Genomic DNA, 17,199 nt, shown 5'->3' on the forward strand with positions numbered 1-17,199 from the left:
GGCCGATGGGGGAACGGAGCGGCCGGGTCGGCGAACGGCCTGACGCCCACGGTCAGGCCGGGTGGGCCGGCCGTCCGGCCGACGCAGCGGACCGGCCGGCCCACCACTCCGCCCGGTGACGACCCATGGCGCGAAAAGGCACGGAAAATTCAGCGGTCCACGGGATCACATCCGGGCCCTGGACGGAGTAACGTAATTGACGGAGAGGCCGCTCCCCCCGTGGCGGCCTCTCCATTATTCTGTGCGCGCCGCCACACCGTCAGTGCCCGCCGGGTCCATCGGGTGCCGCAGCCCCGGATGACCGGCCGGCAGCGAGCGCTGGATCACCACCCAGCTCCCCGCCAGCGCCGCCGCGATCAGCGGCCAGGTCAGCGCCGCCCGCGCCACGGTGAGCGCGACCACCTGCCCGTACAGCCACAGCGGGACGAACACCGCGACCCGCAGCACGTAGGTGGCCGCCCACACCCAACTGGCCCGGCCGTACGCCCGCAGCAGCGCCGGGTCACGCCGCCACCGGGTCCGCTGGCCCAGCGCCGTGCCGACCACCACACCCAGCAGCGGCCACCGCACCACGATGCTCACCGCCCAGGCCAGCGCGCTCGCCGTGTTGGCGGCGATCTGGAGCAGGAAGAAGTCGGCGGCCCTGCCGGTGCGCAACGCGATGAGCGCTGCCACGCAGACCGCGAGCAGCCCGACCAGCACCGAGCGGGGACGGTCGCCGCGCCGCCACCGCCAGCCAGCCACCGCCGTGCCGGTCAGCACCGCCGCGAGCACGCCGCCGCCCAGCCCGCCGAGCACCCAGCCGAGCCCGAACGCCAGTGGCGGAAGCGTCGCGTCCACCGCCCCGCGCCGGCCGCCGAGCAGGTCGGCCAGCGACTCCGGCCGCGGCCCGTCCTCCGGTTGCCGCTGTGGCGTGCCGGTCACGCGCCACCTCCTCGAAATCGCCCGCCTCACCGTACGCCGCCGCCGATGGCGCTCCGCCGCGCGCCGGAGCGGACCTACCGTTAAGTTGTCCGGGTGCGGGAGACGGCGAGGGGTTGGACGGCAGTCTGGTTGGTCGTACTGGCCCTGATCCAGACAGCCGCGTTCGGGCTGGTGTGGCGCTTCGCCGTACACACCGAACTGGGCCAGTGGCTGGACACGGTGGCGCTCACCGGCAACCGGATCGGCCAGGACCGCATCGACGGTCCGGTGGACACGATCCTCAACGCCATGTCGGTGGTGTCGCTGCTGGCCGCGACCGCCGTGATCGGCTTCATCGCGCTGATCCGGGGGCGCAAGGCGCTCGCCGTCACCGCGACGCTGCTCATCGCCGGCGCGAACGTGACCACGCAGTTGCTCAAGTACTACCTGGTCCGTCCCGACTTCGGCATCGACCCGGAACGGGCCGCCGCCGGCAACAGCCTGCCCAGCGGTCACACCGCAGTGGCCGCCTCGGTGGCGGTCGCGCTGATCCTGGTGCTGCCGCGCAAGCTGCGGGTCGCCGGGGCGTTCCTCGGCGCCGGGTACGCCGCCGCCGCCGGTGTCGCCACGCTCTCCGCCGGCTGGCACCGGCCCAGCGACGCGGTCGCCGCGTATCTGGTGGTGGGCGCGTGGGCCGCTGTGGCCGGGTTGGTGCTGCTGTTCTTCCAGCGGGAGCAGGCGGTGGTGGAGCCGGGCGACGCGCACCGGGTGGCCGGCGCCGTGCTCGGCGGCATCGGCGTGGTGGCCCTGCTGGCCTCCGCGGTGGCGCTGTCCTGGCTGGTGGACCGTTCCACCATCCCCGTCGAGAGCCTCGGCCGCCGTCCGCTGTTCATCGGGTACGCGGGCAGCGCGGCCGGCATCGTCGGCACGATCGCCGTGGTGGCGGCGCTGGTGCTGGTCGTGGTGCACCGGCTGGTGCCCCGCTGGAAGGGCTGACGCCGGTGCGGACCGTACGGGAGGCGTTCCGGGCCGAGTGCGAACGCCTGGAACGGGTGCTGCGCGACCTGGACGACGCGGCGCTGGACCGGCCCACCCCGTGCCCGCCAGGGCGGGTACGTGACCTGATCGCGCATGTGAGCACCGGAGCCGGACGCCTGGCCCTGATGCTCGCCGAACCCGCGCCGCCCCGGCCCGAGGTCGACGCCGCCGCCTACTTCGGCGCGGCCAAGTTCAGCCCGCCGGTCGACCGGGACCGCATCGACTCGGCCCGCCGGGCCGCGCGGGAGCACCCGGGCGCGGCCGAGGTGGCCGACGAGTTCGCCCGAGCCTGGCGCGCCACCGGCGAGGCGGTCGCCGCAGCGCCGCCCGGCCGGGTGGTACGCACCCGCCACGGTGACGCGATGGCGCTGGCGGAGTTCCTGCGTACCCGCGTGGTGGAGGTCGCGGTGCACGGCCTGGACCTGGCCGACGCGCTGGACCGGCCGCCGTGGCTGACCCCGGCCGCGGCGGACGTGGTGGTGGGCGTGCTCACCGGCGGCGCGCCGGTGCCGCCGGGCCTGCGGTGGGACGCGCTCACCGTGCTGCGCAAGGCCACCGGGCGGCTGCCGCTCACCGGCGACGAGCGCGCCGAGCTGACCCGCGCCGGCATCGGCCGGCTGGCCTTCGGCGGCTGACGGCTCAGCGCCCGGCGCACCGCCGCAGGTGCTCCAGCACGATCGGGTCGATCCGGCCGGGCACGAAGCGTTCCTCCAGGTTCTCCAGGCCGGTCCAGGCCGCCAGCGCGTCGTCCAGGCCGGCCGGGCCGACCGGGTGACCGGTGGCGGCGAGCAGCTCGGTCACCTCGGCCGCGAGAGGGCCGGTGAGGTCACGCAGCGTGGTCGGGTCGGGGCGGCCGAACAGCATGTGGTGGATGCCGAGCAGGCGGCGCAGCTCGGCGACCGGGTCGACGTGGTCGTCCACGCGCAGGTCCACCAGCTCGTCGCCGGTGCCGGCGTAGCCGCCGTGGCGCTGCACCACGAGCATCGCGGCGCTCTGCCGGCCGCGCCGGTCGCCGCCGGCCGCGTCACCGGCGGTGAGTGCGGCCAGCAGGCGCTGCGGGAACGGCAGGTCGTCGCGGGCCAGCCAGGCGTCGCGCAGCGCGTCGATCACCTGCGGGCCGGTCAGGATGTTGCCCTGCGCGGCCCAGCCGTCGCCGGCCTGCCCGCCGGCCCACGGATGGCACCGCGGCCCGGTCCAGGTGGCCCCGTCGCCGGTCGCCCCGACCACGGCGAGCTGCCTGTCGTCGCGGCCGGGATCGGCGGCGACCAGCCCGGCCACCGCGTCGGTGGCGGTGACGCCGGTACGCAGCAGCGCGAGCGCCTGCGCCCGGTAGGCGAGGTTGGCGTGCGCCTGGGTGGCGACCGCGCCCACCAGTGCCTCGGCCGCAGGCACCAGCGCCCCGGCGGCGAGGAACCGGCTGGCCACCGCCACCCCGTACAGGTGCCCGTCGGCGGAGCGGGCGACGAGCGAGAAGGTCACGCGCGGATCGTAGCCCGGTCGCGGTGTGCCGCACCGGCGTCGCCGCTCAGAACGGCGTCGCCGCCTCCTCCGGCGGGCGGCCCCAGGCGCGGCGCGCGTCGGCCACCGCCACCGCCGTCAGGATCACCGCGGCGAGGATCGCCGCGACCAGCGGCGCGAGGCGCACCAGCAGCGGTACGGGCAGCAGCAGCGCGGCGATCCCCACCAGCCTCGACGGGGAGACGCGGCCGAACACCTCGTACTCGAAGCGGGCCCGGCCGGCCAGGAACACGGCCGGCCCGCCGAGGACCACGGCCATCCAGGGCAGCTCGTTGTGCCCGGCCGGGTGCTCGATGACCAGTTCGTAGCCGATCGCGGTGGCGACCACCCCGATCACCATGACCAGGTGGGTGTCGGCGGCGGACCGCCCGATGGTGGCCGGGTGCGCGGCCCGGGTCACCGCCTCGCCGAGGATCTGCCCGGCCCGCTGCACGTAGATCCGCCACAGCAGCACCGAGGTAGCCAGCGCGACGGCGAACGCGACGACCATGCCCGGGCTGGTGGAGGAGCGGGTGAACGACAGGCCGGCGAGCAGGATCGTCTCGCCGAGCGCGACCAGGAAGATCTGCTGGTAGCGCTCGGCGAGGTGCTCGCCGTGGATGTCCCACCGGGACACCGTCGAGCGGCCCAGGCCCGGCAGCGGCCAGCCGAACCGGGCGGCGAGGTACTCCAGCAGCAGCGCCGTGGTCCACAGCACCACCCGGGCGCTGCCCGGCAGCAGCGCGCCGGCCAGCCAGAGCACACCCGTGGCGCAGAACGTGATCAGCATGCGCAGCTTGAGCCGCCGGTACTGCTGCTTGTGCAGCACCAGCACGAGGATCGCCGGCCGGCTCACCTGGGCCACCACGTACGCGGCGGCGAAGATCAGGCCGCTGTGGCTGAACGCGCGCGGGATCGCCACCCCCATCACCATCGCCGAGATCAACGCGGTGATCACGATGACCTGCAACCACAGGTGGTGCGGGTCGTAGCGGCTGGTCGTCCACGCCGTGCCCTGCCACACGGCCCAGAGCGCGAGCAGCAACAGCAGCGTCTTGCCGCCGCCGGTCACCGCCGACCAGCCGGTCTGCCCGCCCTCCAGCACCAGGTCCTCGAAAGCGCGCGCCGAGATCCGGGTCAGCGCGAACACGTACACCAGGTCGAAGAACAGCTCCAGGAACGTGGCCCGGTCGGGCCCGCCGCCGGACGAGCGCAGCGCGGCCGGCTCGGCGGTCCTCACCGCCGGGCCCCGTCCCCGGTCCGACTCATGCGGCAGTCGTAACACTCTTTCCCGGCGCTCCGGTGCGGATCACCCATATCCGCCTGGATCTTGCTCCCGGCGGTGCCGGACGGGCACCATCGACGGGTGACGAACCGATGGGGCATGACCGTGCCGCTGGGCGGTATCCCGCTCGCCGACCACGCCGCCGTCTACGCGGCCCTGGACGACGCCGGGTTCACCGACGTGTGGTCGTCGGAGGTGGCCGGCGCCGACGCGTTCACCCCGCTGGCCCTGGCCGCCGCCTGGTCGCCGCGGCTGCGCCTCGGCACCGCGATCACGCCGGTGTTCACCCGGGGGCCGGGACTGCTCGCGATGAGCGCCGCCGCGCTGGCCGAGGCCGCGCCGGGCCGCTTCGCGCTCGGCGTCGGCGCCTCGTCGCCGGTGCTGGTGCGGGACTGGAACGCGATCGGATTCGACGAGCCGTTCAAGCGGACCCGGGACGTGCTGCGCTTCCTGCGGGCCGCGTTGCGCGGCGAGACAGTCGACGGCGCGTTCGACACGTTCGCCGTCCGGCGGTTCACGCTCGAGCGCCCGCCCAGCGTGCCGCCGCCGGTCCTGCTGGCCGCGCTGCGCCCCGGCATGCTGCGCCTGGCCGCCGCCGAGGCCGACGGGGTGATCCTCAACTGGCTGGCCGCCGACGACGTGCCGACCGCGCTGGCCGAGGTGGGCGAGCGGCGGCCCGGCTTCGACGTCGCCGCCCGCATCTTCGTCTGCCCCACCGAGGACACCGCGTACGCCCGCGCGCTGGGCCGCCGCATGATCACCGGCTACCTCACGGTGCCCGCGTACGCCGCCTTCCACAGGTGGCTGGGCCGCCAGGACTCGCTCGGCCCGATGTGGGAGGCGTGGGCCGCGGGGGACCGGCGGGGCGCCTCCGCCTCCGTGCCGGACGAGGTGGTCGACGCGCTGGTGCTGCACGGCTCGCCCGAGCAGTGCGTGGCGGCCGTCCGCCGCTACGCCGACAACGGTGTCGACGTACCGGTCATCGCGGTGCTGCCCACGCCCGAGATCACCGAGGGCGGCGCGGCGGCCTGGATGGACCTGCTGCCCCGGCTCGCCCCCGGAAAGGCGGCCTGAGATGAACCTGACCGACCGGGTGGTGGTGATCACCGGCGGGGCCGGTGGGATCGGGGCGGCGCTGGGCCGACGGTTCGCCGCCGAGGGCGCCGCCGCGATCGTCCTGGCCGACCTGGCCGCCGACGCGGCCCGCGCCGCAGCCGACGCGATCGGCCCGGTGGCCAGCGGCGTCGGGCTCGACGTCACCGACGAGGCGGCGGTACGCGCGCTCGTCGAGGAGACCGAGCGCCGCCACGGCCGGATCGACCTGTTCTGCGCCAACGCGGGCGTCGCCACCGGCGGCGGCATCGACGCGCCCGACGCGGACTGGGACCGGGCCTGGAAGGTGAACGTGCTCGGGCACCTGCACAGTGCCCGCGCCGTGCTGCCCGGGATGCTCAGCCGGGGCCAGGGACACCTGCTGCTCACCTGCTCGGCGGCCGGACTGCTGACCGCCGTCGGCGACGCCCCGTACACCGCCACCAAGCACGCCGCCGTGGGTCTCGCCGAGTGGCTGGCGATCACCTACCGGGACGCCGGCATCCGGGTCAGCGCGCTGTGCCCGCAGGGCGTGGACACCCCGATGCTCGCCGACGGCCTCGCCGAGGGACACCTGGGCGCCCGGGTGATCGCCGCGTCCGGGGCGATCCTCACGCCGGACCAGGTCGCCGACGTGGTCGTGGCCGGGCTGGCCGAGGAGCGGTTCCTGATCCTGCCGCACCCCGAGGTGGCCGACTACGCGCGGCGCCGCGCCGAGGACCCGGACGGCTGGCAGGCCGGGCTGCGCAAGCTCGTCCGGAAGCTGCGGGCGAACTCCCCTCAGTCGTGACGGATCGACGGCGATTCAGCCGTCGCCACCGGTTCCGGCTGTCGCCGGCGGAGTTGCCGTCACCGCCGGCTCCGCCGCCGGCGGTCCGGACCGGGTGGGTAGCAGGAGGGCGGCGACTGCTGCGCCGGCCGCCAGTACGCCGATCACGAGCCAGACCGTGGTGATGAGGGGCAACTGCTGCCCGGCGATGCTGCCCGCCGAGGCACCCACGACGGTCGCGGCCATCTCGGCGGCGGAGAAGGCGGATCCGACCCGGCCGAGCTGGCGGTCCGGGGTGTGGCGCTGGACCTGAACCTGGACCAGCATCAGCAACGCGCCACCGGGCAGGCCGGCCAGGGCGATGAAGACCAGCGCGGCGGCGAAGTGGTGGATGAGGAAGAGCCCCGCGAAGCAGAGGGTGATCGCCGCCAGGCAGCCGGTGAACGACAGCCGGAGGAGACCGCTTCGGGACAGCACGTTGCCGACGTACGCGCTGGCCAGGAAGCCGCCGCCCAGCGCGGCCATGAGCACGCCGACATCGCCGGCGTCGCCGCCGAGGACGCTGATGACGTACGGCACGAGAAGCACGTTCAGAGCGGCGTTCGCCATCAGGAAGATGCTGGAGACGCCGAGCGTCGTGCGGAGGACGGGATGCCCGAAGAGGAAGGCAAGACCCTCCCGGATCTGCCCCCGGAAAGCGGCCAGCCAGGACGACGTGCCCGGCCGGTGTCCGTCGTCGGCCACCCGCAGCCGGCCCATTCCGAAGATCAGTACGGCCGAGACCAGGTACGTCGCGGAGTCGATCAGCACCAGAGCGTCGAAACCCACGAGGGCGTAGAGCGCGCCGCCCAGGGGCGCGCCGGCGAGGCGGACGACGCCGCTCGCCACCGTGTTCCAGGAGTTTGCCGCCTCCAGGTCACCGCCCCGGCCGACGATGGCGGGCACCACCGCCCGGGCCGCGGGCTGGAAGACGTGCCCGATCGCGCTCTCGAAGAACATCACCGTGTAGAGCAGCCACAGCATGCCCGGATCGTCGACCACGACCAGCGCGAGCACGACGGCCATGCGCAGCAGGTCCGCGCCGACCATCACCGCGCGCCGGTCCCACTGGTCGGCCAGCACCCCGGCCAGGGGCGCGAAGACGATCGCGGGCAGGGTCTGCGCGACGAAGGCGAAACCGCTGCTGAGCGTCGACCCGGTCATCGTGTAGACGTGGACCGGTACCGCGACGATCATCAGCCAATTGCCCAGGTTGGACAAGAGCGTACTGGTCCAGAGCAGACGAAAACGCCGGTTCCTGATCCAGATCACCGCTCACCCTACTTCCGTAAGCCGGCCGCCGGTGCCCCACTCAGGACGGCTCGTAGAGGTACCGGCCCGGCGATCCGGTTACGGCTGTTGATCAGCGTCGCCACCGGAGCGGCCCCGGATGGACCGCCCACAGCACCTGTCGCCACCGCGACCGGGCCGAACGCAGCGCGTCGGCGAAGCCGGCGCTCAGCCGTGCGGCCCGCTCCGCCTGTTCCGGCGTGACGCTGCCCGGCGCGAAGCCCGCCTGGTTGAGCAGACCGGCCAGCTCGTCCACCACCGCGCCATCCGGGTCGCCGCTCGCCGCGCCCTCTCCGAGCCGCGCCGCGCGCGCCTCGGCGAGCGTGCGGCGGGCCCGCTCGGCCACCTCCGCCGCCGCCAGGTCCGGCCCCGCCGGGTGCCCGGCCAGGCGCAGCGCGTCGGTCAGCTCCCGCCACGCGCCCGCGACCCGCTCGCCCGGGTCGGCGGCGTCCAGACGGGAGCGGGTCAACCGGCGGCGCGCCGCGTACAGGGCGGCCAGCACCGCGCCGACCAGCAACGCCAGCCCGCCGACGCCGCCACCGACCAGCACCGGCGTCCCGAGTCCGCCCTCGTTCCGGCCGGGCGCGGGCGCGGCGGCCGGGGGCGTGACGCTCGGCTCCTCGGTGGGCGCCGGCACCTCCGACGGTGGCGGGTCCTCCGGCTGCGGCCGGAAGTCCTCCTCCACCGGGCGGGGCTCCTCATCCGGACGGGGCATCGGGTCGAACGGCACCCAGCCGACACCGTCGAACAGCACCTCCGGCCAGGCGTACGCGTCGGCGGCCCGCACCGGACCGTCGCCCTTGGGCTCGAACCCGACCACCACCCGGGTGGGCAGCCCGGCGAGGCGGCCGAGCACCGCGAACGCGGCGGCGAACTGCTCCGAGGTGCCCCGCTGCCCGCCGCCGTTACGCGGTCCGAACAGGAAGAACGCCAGGTTCGGGTACGCGTGCCCGCTCGGCGCGTCGGCTGTCACCCGGTAGTGCTCGGCCAGGAACGTGGCGATCGCGTCGGCGCGCGCGTACGGGGCGCCGTTCGACTCGGCGAGCTGGGTGGCGAGCCGGCGCACCGGCTCCGGCGCCCCGTCCGGCACCCGCAGCACCCGGGCCACCTCGTCCCCTGCGGGCACGTTCGCCGTGGGCAGCAGGTTCGCGTCCGGGCGCTCCCGCACCGACGACACCTCGTACCGCAGCCCCGGCGCGAGCCCCTCCGGGCGGATCAGCGTCCCGGTCGCCGGGTCGTACGCCACCCGCGCGCCCGTCACCTCGCGCGGCGTGGGCACCGCCGGCAGCAGCCGCCCGGTCAGGTCGCCGACGGTGATCTCCTGGCGCACCTCGTCGGTGGCCGCGTCCGGGGCCGGCTCGGCGGCGGGCAGGATCCGCCCCGCGTTGCGGTACGTGGCGCCGACCCGCCAGGTCACCCCGTCGTAGTCGCTGAGCACCGCCAGCCGGATCCGCGGCGACCCGCCGTCACCCGCGCCCGCGACCGTGCGCACGTCGAGCAGCCGCTGGTCCGGGTTCAGCGCCCACCCGGAGATCCGGATCAGCGGGTTCTCGTCCAGCGACTCCACCCGGGGCGGCTCCACGTAGCGGCGCGGGTCGACCGGCCGCTCGTCGACCTGGGCGGCCACCACCGGGGCGAGCAGCGCCGCCAGCGCCACCACCACTGCCAGCCCGGCCGCGCTCGCCGCCACCAGCCGCAGCCGCACCGCCGCGCGTACCGCAGGAGTGAGGCCGGCGACCGGATCGGGTGCCGGGCCGTCGCGGCGCGCGGGCGTCGCCAGGCCGGCCGCCGCGACCGCCGCGAACAGCACCGTCGGGCCGATCGCCGGATCCGCGTTCGGCCCCACCACGTAGAGCGCGCCGGCGTAGAGCAGCGCCGGCGGCAGGTAACCCAGCAGCACCCGCCCGGCCCGCAGCGCCACCTCGGCGGCGGTCAGCCCGGCCAGCCACGCCGCGACCACCGGGACCAGCACCGTGTCCGGCGCCGGCTCGACCGGGATCATCGCGGTGAGCAGCCGGGGGATCGCGTTGCGGGCGGCGTCGGCGGCCACCTCGCCGAGCCCGCCCGGCAGCGCCGCGTGCGCGGCGGCCAGCCGCAGCGACAGCAGCGTCCACCCGGTCAGCGCGGCCACCGACAGCGGCGCCACCAGCCAGGACGGCAGCCGCCGCGAGGCCACGCTGACCAGCACCGACCCGACGGCCGCACCGGCCATGAGCCGGGTCAGCAGCGGGTCCGCGTACACCCGGCCCAGCACCACGCCGGAGAGCGCGACCAGCACGATCAGCGCGACCGGCACCAGCACGGTCCGCAACGCCCAGACCGCCCGCTCCGCCGCCTGCGTCCGCGGCGGCGTCACCACCGGCGGACCCCGTCCCACTCGGCGGCGAACGCCGCGCCGTCCGCGGCGTCCAGGACCGTGAGGCCCGCCGCGCCGGCCGCCGTCGGCCCGTCCGCGCCGAACATCCCGACCACCACCGACGGGTACGCGCCGCGCAGCGCGCCGACGTGCCCCAGGTCGTCGCGGCCACCCGGCCCGGTCAGGAAGACGAGCGTGTCGCCGAGCCGGTCCCGGCGCAGCCGCCCGGTCGCGGCGGGCAGCACGTCCGGTCCGGCGTCCGCCAGCTCCACCGCGGCGAGCCGGTCCAGCGGCCCGGCCGCCCCGGCGGGCTCCACCTCGGTCGGTACGACGAGCAGCAGGTGCACCGGCAGGTCCTCCCGCACCGCTGCGGCCACCACCGACGCCGCCGCCTCGCACGCCGACTCGAACGACTCCGCGACACCGCCCGCGCGGTCCGGGTGCGCGGACGCACGGTTGTCCAGCACCACCACCAGGCGCGGCAGGCTGGTGTCCACGTTCTCCCGCACCATCAGCTCACCCACCCGGGCGCTGGTACGCCAGTGCACGCGGCGCAACTCGTCGCCCACCACGTACTCCCGCAACGAGTCGAACGTGATCGACCCGTGCGGCACGCTGTCGGTACGCCCGTCCAGGCTGCGCCCCGCACCGGTGGGCACCGCGGAGAGCGGATGGATGCGTGGGTGCACCCACACCGGCACGGTGCCGCCGTAGCCGCGCGCCAACGCCACCAGGCCCAGCGGATCCCGGCGCACCACCCGCAGCGGACCCACCGGCACCACCCCACGGCGATGCGTCGGCACGTCGTAGCGCACCACAGTGTCCCGGCCCGGACGCAACCGCAGCAGCGGCACCGGCACCAGCGCCCCGGCGCAGCGGTCCTCGGCCACCAGGTTCGCCGCCCGCAACCGGCCGGTGTTGCGCACCGTCAGCTCCATCGCCGCCGGCTCACCCCGGGCCACCCGGTCCGGGTCGGCCCGCCGCTGAACGCTCAGCCGGGGCCGCCAGGCCGCGTTCACCACGGCGTAGCCGACCGCCACCGCGGCCGCCGCGCCGAGCACCGTCAGCTCCGGGTACGCGTAGCGGAACCCCACGCCGAGCAGCACCAGGGCGGCGACGAGCAGCCCGATGCCACGGGCGGTGATCCCCACGCTCAGCCGTGCACCGCTGTGGCCTGGCCCGACGGCAGCGGCACCGGCACCGACGCGACCGCCTGCCGCAGCACCTCGGCGGGCGTGACACCCCGCACCTGCGCGTCCGGGGTGAGCAGCAGCCGGTGCGCGAACACCGGCTCGACGAGCGCCTTCAGGTCCTCCGGCATGATCCAGCCCCGGCCGTCGATGAGCGCGTACGCGCACGCCGCCCGGGTCAGCGCGATCACCCCGCGCGGGCTCACCCCGACCCGCACCTGCGGATGGGTACGCGTCGCCGCGGCCAGCCGCACCGCGTACGCGTAGAGCGGCTCGGCGATGTGCACCCGCCGGGCCATCTTCACCATCTCGCCCACTGTGTCGGTGTCGGTGACGGCGGTCAGCGAGTCGGGGGAGCGGACCGTGGCGCCGCGCAGCACCTCCACCTCGACCGCCTCGTCCGGGTAGCCGACCGACAGCTTCACCAGGAACCGGTCGAGCTGGGCCTCGGGCAGCCGGTACGTGCCGTCCATCTCCACCGGGTTCTGCGTGGCCACCACCAGGAACGGCTGCGGCACCGGATGCCGTACGCCGTCCACCGTGACGGTCCGCTCCTCCATGACCTCCAGCAGCGCCGACTGCGTCTTCGGCGACGCCCTGTTGATCTCGTCGGCGATCACGATGTTGGCGAACACCGGCCCCGGGTGGAACTCGAAGCCCCGGCTGGCCTGGTTGAAGATGGTCACCCCCGACACGTCGGAGGGGAGCAGGTCCGGCGTGAACTGGATCCGCCGCCACTGCCCCTTCACCGTCGCCGCGACGGCACGGGCCAACGTGGTCTTGCCCACGCCCGGCACGTCCTCCAGCAGCACGTGCCCCTGCGCGAACAGCGCGGTCAGCGCGAGCCGCACCACCTGCGGCTTACCCAGCACGACCGCGTTGACGTTGTCGGCCAGCCGGGCGGCCAGGGCGGCGAAGCCCTGCACCTCCGGCTGGCTCAGCGGTTCGTGCGTGTTCACGGATGCGCCTCTCGGACGGTGCGGTCAGCAGGCGGGCAGCACGTTGAGGTCGTCGCCGCCCTCCAGGTTGAGCCAGGCCCACGGGATGTACGTCTTGCCCTTGTACTCCACCTGGACCCACCAGGTGCTCTGCTTGTTGTTGTTGTAGATCCAGGCGTCCACGTCCTCGCCCTTCACCTTGCAGTACGTGCGCAGCCGCCGGCCGTCCGGCACCCAGCCGGCCTGACGGTCGTTGTCCTGCCGCGGGACCTCGAAGATCTCGTTGCCGTTGCGGCCCGGCACGTCCTTGTCGCAGTACGTCCGCTGGTCGCCGTCCGGACCGTTCTTGCAGGTGGCGACGCCGTACACCGGGTCGGTGGTCTGCGCGCGCGAAGCGGTGCCCTTACCGGCGGCGTTTGATGCGGTCAGCGTCACCGTGTACGCGGTACCCGGCGTCAGCCCGGTCACCCGCAGGCTGGAACAGCTTCCGCTCGCTGACTTCCCGCCGGTCGCCGCCGTGCAGGAGGCGCGGCCACCGCCCGCGTCCACAGTGAATGTCACAGTCACCGACGTGGCGTCCGCCGACGAGCCGGTCACCGTGATCCGGGGCTCGGCCACCGTCCGCGCGGTGGTGCTCGCCTCCGGTCCCGGCCCCGCCTCGTTCACGGCCTTGACCTTCACCGTCACATTCTGGCCGTTGCCCAGGCCGCCCACGGTGGCCTGCACGTCGGTCACCTCGACCGACTTCCCGGCCGCCTCCACCACGTACTTCGTCACCGGCCGGCCGTTGTCCACCGCCGGGGACCACTGCACCGCGATCGTGCCCGGCTGGTCGGCGACAGTCGACGCCCGCAGCTCGGTCGGTGCCTTCGGCACGGTGAACGGCACCACCGTGTTGCTCACCGGAGACGCCTTCGACCCGGCGCCCTTGTCGCTCACCGCGGTCACCGTGAACGCGTACTGGGTGCCGTACTCCAGTTGCCCGGCCGGCACCACCAGCTCCGTCTTCGCCGACTCGCCGGCCGGGGCGCTCGCACCCGCCGAGGTCGCCGTCACCGCGTACTTCGCGATCGTGTTGCCCTGGCCGTCGGCCTCGGGCCAGCTCACCCGCACCGTGCCGTCCGGCCGCGCCTCGGCGGTCACCGACGCCGGCGGGTCCGGCACCTCGGCGGTCGGCACCACCGGGTTGCTGCGCCGCGGCGGCCCCTCACCCTTGGCGTTCACCGCGTGCACCGAGAACGTGTACGTCTCACCGTTGGTCAGACCGGTGACCTCCAGCGCGCGCTGGTTCGCGCCGACCTGGTGGGTCTGACCGGCGCCCTCCACCACGTACCGGGTGATCTCGGCGCCGTTCGACGCGGCGGCCTGCCAGCTCACCCGCGCCGACGCGTCACCGGCGGCGGCCGTCACCGACTTCGGCGCACCCGGCTTGGACACCTTCGGCTTCTTCGGCGGGGGCGGCGGCGGAGCCACCGGCGGCGGATCGCCGCCCAGCACGTCGTTGGCGTACTTGTCGACCTCACGCACCTGGTTGCGGTCGTCGACCACCTGCGCGGTGGACGAGTCCGGCGGGTTGATGAACAGGTGGTTCTCGCGCACCTCCAGCTCGACCGGGCCGGGCCGGCCGGAGCCCTTGACGGTCTGCACGAGCTGACCCTCGGCGTCGAAGGCGTACACCGTGCCGGTGGTCTCGTCGGCGCAGTAGAACCGGCCCGCCCACGCCACCGCCGGGCTCAGCCGCGCGCCGGTGCCGGGCACCGTGAACCGCTTCACCTCGCGGCTGTCCCGCACCACGTGCACCGACCGGTCACCGGGGACCGTGACCGGCACCTGCGGCCCGCTGGTACGCGTCGGCAGGTTCCCCGGCGCGGTCATGCTCAGCTCCGCCCGCTGGGTCTGACCGCCGACCACAGTGACCAGCGACGCCGAGGTGCGGTCCAGCACCGCGACGCCCTCGTCCAGCGTGGACACCACCAGCTCGTGCGCCGGCTCGGCCACGTCGTACGTCTCGACCCGCTTCGGGCTGAGCCCCGCGGACGGTGCGTCACCCGGCGTCTCCGGCAGCTCGGCGGCGGTCACCGCCGAGACGGTGCCCTCGCTCGGCACCGCGACCCACAGCTTGCCGGCACCGTCGAACGTGCCACCGGTGATGCCCGGCGGGTAACGCACCGGCTCACCCACAGGCGTCAGCGCCCGCGGGTCGAGCTGCCGGACGATGCCCTGCACCGCGTCCACCACGAACGCGGAATCCTCGTGCAGCGCCACGCTCACCCCGAACCCCGGCGCGGTCGGCGTCGTCGCGGTGATCTGCAACGTCGCCAGGTCCAGCGAGCTGACCCGGCCGGTGTTGAGGTCGCGCAGGATCAGCAGCCGGTCGGTCTGCGCCACCTGCATCTGGTGCCGCCGCCCACCCGGCACCTCCATCCGGGTGTCCACCCGCGCGGTGACGCCGTTGACCCGGGCCAGCTCACTGCGGGTGGTGCTCCACAGCCACGAGGACGCGTCGAAGCTCGCCACCGCGTTGTCGGCCGCGCCCAGCCCGAGCACCGTCAAACCCATCGCGGCCAGCAGCGCGGCCACCGTGCCGATGGTGACCAGGCCGCCCCGCATCCGTGACCGTGGACGAGCCTGCTCCGGCCCGGTGCCCGTGACGTCCTCGATGGTGGTCACTGCCGGCTGCCTCCCCGTGTCGGTGGGGGAGAGACGCCGAGCACGGCCGACCCTCCCCAGAGCCGGGAGCCATCATAGGTGCCGTCCGGAGCCGGTGAAACCCGCACCGTCCTCCTGTGGACACCGAGCGTGTCGTCCGTGGACGCTCAGTTCGGCGTGCCGCCGCCCTTCCGGTCCGTGCAGACCTGACCCGAGGTGGCATACGAGTCGGTCGAGTAGACAGCCAGTACCGTGAAGCAGTAGTCCAGCTTCGCGCTCAGCCCGTTCACCGTGTACCGGGTCTGTCCGGCGTCCACAGTTGCCATCACCCCTAGCTTCTGCCCGGCCCGGCCACCCGCCACCACGAACGGCACCCCGCCGTTCGTCGGGTCGGTCCAGGTCACCGTCACTGTGGTGGTGTCGTCGCGCAGCTTCAGGTCCCCCGGCGGCGGCCCGGCCACCTTCGGCGACGCGGCGCCGGACGCGGGCACGGGAGCGGGAGGCGGCGCCGCCTCCCGGTTCAGCAACACCACGCCGACGCCGACCGCAGCGACCACCGCGAGCACCGCACCCCCGACCACAAGGGCCAGCACCGTCCGGTTGCGGCCGGGCTCCGGTTCCTCCGTCTCGGGGTACGCAGCCGGCGGCTGGTGGAACATCGGCGGGGCCGCCGGCCACGCGCCCTGATCCGGCTGGGCCGGCGGCTCCGGTCGGGTGGACTCGGGGAAGTCCAGCAGGTCCTCGTAGATCGTCATCGGCCGGTTCGGCTCCGGCGCGTCCGGCTCCGGTTCGCCTGCGGCGTCGGCGGGCGCCGGCTCGTCATCCTCCGGCTCCGGGCCGGTGGGCCGGTCGACCGGCTGGGACGGGGCTGCGCTGCTCCACGGCGGCGCGACCATGCCCCACGGCGGTACGGAGGAACCGCTGACGGGTGCCGCGCTGACCGGTGCCGCGGGTGGTCCGCTGACCGGCGGTGGATAGGTGCCGGGGGGAGCGCTCACCGGTGGGTGTCCGGCGGGCGGCGCGCTGACCGGCGGTGGGTAGCCGGGTCCGGGCGGTCCGCTGATCGGCGGGCCCGGAGGGCCGCTGACGGGTGGTGCGGGTGGTGCGCCGGTCAGCGACGGGTAGCTGGGTGCGGGTGGCCCGCTGATCGGCGGGCCCGGAGGGCCGCTGACGGGTGGCACGGGTGGTCCGCCTGCCGGCGTCGGGTAGCCGGGTACGGGTGGTGCGCTGATCGGCGGCGGATAGGCCGGTGCGGGTCCGCCGGCCGGTGGCGGGTAGCCCACTGCCGGTGCGGCGCTGACCGGCGCGGCGGGCGGGCCGCTTACTGCTGGCGGGTAGCCGCTTACCGGAACCCCGCTGACCGGGTAGCCGGCCGGTCCGCTGACCGGCTGTCCGGGAGGGCCACTGACCGGGTGCGTGGGCGGCGCGCTGACCGGCGACGTCGAGGGTGATCCGACGGGCGGTGCGCTGACCGGCGGTGCGCTGACGGGTGCTGGGTTGACGGGTGCGGCACTGACGGGCACGGCGCTGGTGGGCGGTGGGCTGATGTGGGGTGCGGCGGGCAGCGGTGCTCGGCCTGCCGGAGGCGCACCGGCGTCGGGCGTGCCGAGGGTGCCCGACGCGCCTACGGAGGGGGCGCCCGGCTGCTTCACGCTCGCGGCGGCGTCGGTGACCGGTGCACCACCCGAGCCGCCTCCACTCGTATCCGACGGGCTCACCGGCGGTCCGCTGACCGGGGACGTGCTCAGCGGTGGCGCGCTCGCTGCGGGCGCGATCATCCCGGTTGAGCTGGCCGAGGGCGTGTTAGCAGGGGATTTGCTGGCCGGTGGTGCGCTGACAGGGGGTTCGTCGGCGGAAGCGGTCGCTGCGGGGTTCGCCGAAGCGTCGCGTGCTGCCTTTGCGGCGTTGCGTTCCGCCTCCTCTTCCAGCAGCGGGCCGATCTGCTGCACCTGGATCGTCGGCTTGTCCCAGCCCGGTCCACCGGGGACGGGCGGCACAGTAGTGGCGCTGGCTCTGCTCGTTTCGGTATCGGCCGAGTCCGTATCGGCAGTCCGATCCATATCGGCGGCTCGGCTCGTATCGGCGCGTGGGGGAGCGGGGACGGCCTCGGTCGTCGGTGTCGCCCGTTGGGCCGGTGCCGGTCGGGGCGTCAC

The 17,199-nt window shown here is 75.0% G+C and carries 13 protein-coding genes and 1 pseudogene; 5 read left to right on the forward strand and 9 right to left on the reverse strand.

The annotated features are described in order from the left end of the window. Positions 1 to 234: 234 nt before the first annotated feature. Positions 235 to 924: a DUF3159 domain-containing protein gene (locus ABD52_RS10650; RefSeq protein ID WP_013475988.1), complete on the reverse strand. Its 690-nt coding sequence runs from the start codon at positions 922 to 924 to the stop codon at positions 235 to 237. A 93-nt stretch (positions 925 to 1,017) separates the two neighbouring features. Here ABD52_RS10650 and ABD52_RS10655 point away from each other — a divergent pair, with 93 nt between their 5' ends. Next, positions 1,018 to 1,899, forward strand: a complete 882-nt coding sequence (locus ABD52_RS10655) for a phosphatase PAP2 family protein (RefSeq protein WP_047891688.1) — start codon at positions 1,018 to 1,020, stop codon at positions 1,897 to 1,899. Positions 1,900 to 1,904: 5 nt separating this feature from the next. Beyond that, the gene (locus ABD52_RS10660; protein ID WP_047891689.1) at positions 1,905 to 2,576 is read left to right on the forward strand and encodes a maleylpyruvate isomerase N-terminal domain-containing protein; all 672 of its coding nucleotides are present in this window, start codon (positions 1,905 to 1,907) and stop codon (positions 2,574 to 2,576) included. Positions 2,577 to 2,580: 4 nt separating this feature from the next. Here the strand turns inward: ABD52_RS10660 and ABD52_RS10665 are convergent, their stop codons facing one another. Together ABD52_RS10665 and ABD52_RS10670 are read right to left on the reverse strand one after the other, a co-directional pair. After that, entirely contained in the window at positions 2,581 to 3,420 is an 840-nt protein-coding gene (locus ABD52_RS10665) for a DUF1028 domain-containing protein (protein WP_047891690.1), read from the reverse strand. 46 nt (positions 3,421 to 3,466) lie between these two features. Next, positions 3,467 to 4,678 carry a low temperature requirement protein A gene (locus ABD52_RS10670; protein ID WP_047891691.1) on the reverse strand — a complete coding sequence of 404 codons (1,212 nt, stop codon included), beginning with the start codon at positions 4,676 to 4,678 and terminating at the stop codon, positions 3,467 to 3,469. Positions 4,679 to 4,822: 144 nt separating this feature from the next. On the opposite strand from ABD52_RS10670, the gene ABD52_RS10675 reads away from it, so the two are divergent. Together ABD52_RS10675 and ABD52_RS10680 are read left to right on the forward strand one after the other, a co-directional pair. Next, positions 4,823 to 5,797: an LLM class F420-dependent oxidoreductase gene (locus tag ABD52_RS10675; RefSeq protein ID WP_047891692.1), complete on the forward strand. Its 975-nt coding sequence runs from the start codon at positions 4,823 to 4,825 to the stop codon at positions 5,795 to 5,797. Between the two features lies 1 nt (position 5,798). Beyond that, positions 5,799 to 6,605: an SDR family oxidoreductase gene (locus tag ABD52_RS10680; RefSeq protein WP_047891693.1), complete on the forward strand. Its 807-nt coding sequence runs from the start codon at positions 5,799 to 5,801 to the stop codon at positions 6,603 to 6,605. Between the two features lie 15 nt (positions 6,606 to 6,620). On the opposite strand, the gene ABD52_RS10685 is transcribed toward ABD52_RS10680, so the two are convergent. The 6 genes from ABD52_RS10685 to ABD52_RS10710 form a co-directional block, all read right to left on the reverse strand. Then, on the reverse strand, positions 6,621 to 7,895 hold the full coding sequence (locus ABD52_RS10685; RefSeq protein WP_047891694.1) for an MFS transporter: 1,275 nt from the start codon (positions 7,893 to 7,895) through the stop codon (positions 6,621 to 6,623). Between the two features lie 91 nt (positions 7,896 to 7,986). Further along, on the reverse strand, positions 7,987 to 10,272 hold the full coding sequence (locus ABD52_RS10690) for a transglutaminase domain-containing protein (RefSeq protein WP_053065352.1): 2,286 nt from the start codon (positions 10,270 to 10,272) through the stop codon (positions 7,987 to 7,989). Further along, positions 10,266 to 11,420: a DUF58 domain-containing protein gene (locus ABD52_RS10695; protein ID WP_047891696.1), complete on the reverse strand. Its 1,155-nt coding sequence runs from the start codon at positions 11,418 to 11,420 to the stop codon at positions 10,266 to 10,268. The genes ABD52_RS10690 and ABD52_RS10695 overlap by 7 nt, the downstream gene beginning before the upstream one ends. Before the next feature lie 2 nt (positions 11,421 to 11,422). Further along, positions 11,423 to 12,418 carry a MoxR family ATPase gene (locus ABD52_RS10700; RefSeq protein WP_047891697.1) on the reverse strand — a complete coding sequence of 332 codons (996 nt, stop codon included), beginning with the start codon at positions 12,416 to 12,418 and terminating at the stop codon, positions 11,423 to 11,425. A gap of 24 nt (positions 12,419 to 12,442) precedes the next feature. Then, entirely contained in the window at positions 12,443 to 15,007 is a 2,565-nt protein-coding gene (locus ABD52_RS10705) for a fibronectin type III domain-containing protein (RefSeq protein ID WP_200905179.1), read from the reverse strand. 206 nt (positions 15,008 to 15,213) lie between these two features. Further along, positions 15,214 to 16,044: a fibronectin type III domain-containing protein gene (locus ABD52_RS10710; protein ID WP_278091359.1), complete on the reverse strand. Its 831-nt coding sequence runs from the start codon at positions 16,042 to 16,044 to the stop codon at positions 15,214 to 15,216. A 418-nt stretch (positions 16,045 to 16,462) separates the two neighbouring features. Between ABD52_RS10710 and ABD52_RS38215 the strand changes: the two are divergent. Further along, a pseudogene (locus ABD52_RS38215) lies at positions 16,463 to 17,199 on the forward strand (hypothetical protein); the annotation flags it as partial.

It is taken from the genome of Micromonospora sp. RV43 (assembly GCF_001029515.1).
GTDB classification, from domain to species: domain Bacteria; phylum Actinomycetota; class Actinomycetes; order Mycobacteriales; family Micromonosporaceae; genus Micromonospora; species Micromonospora aurantiaca.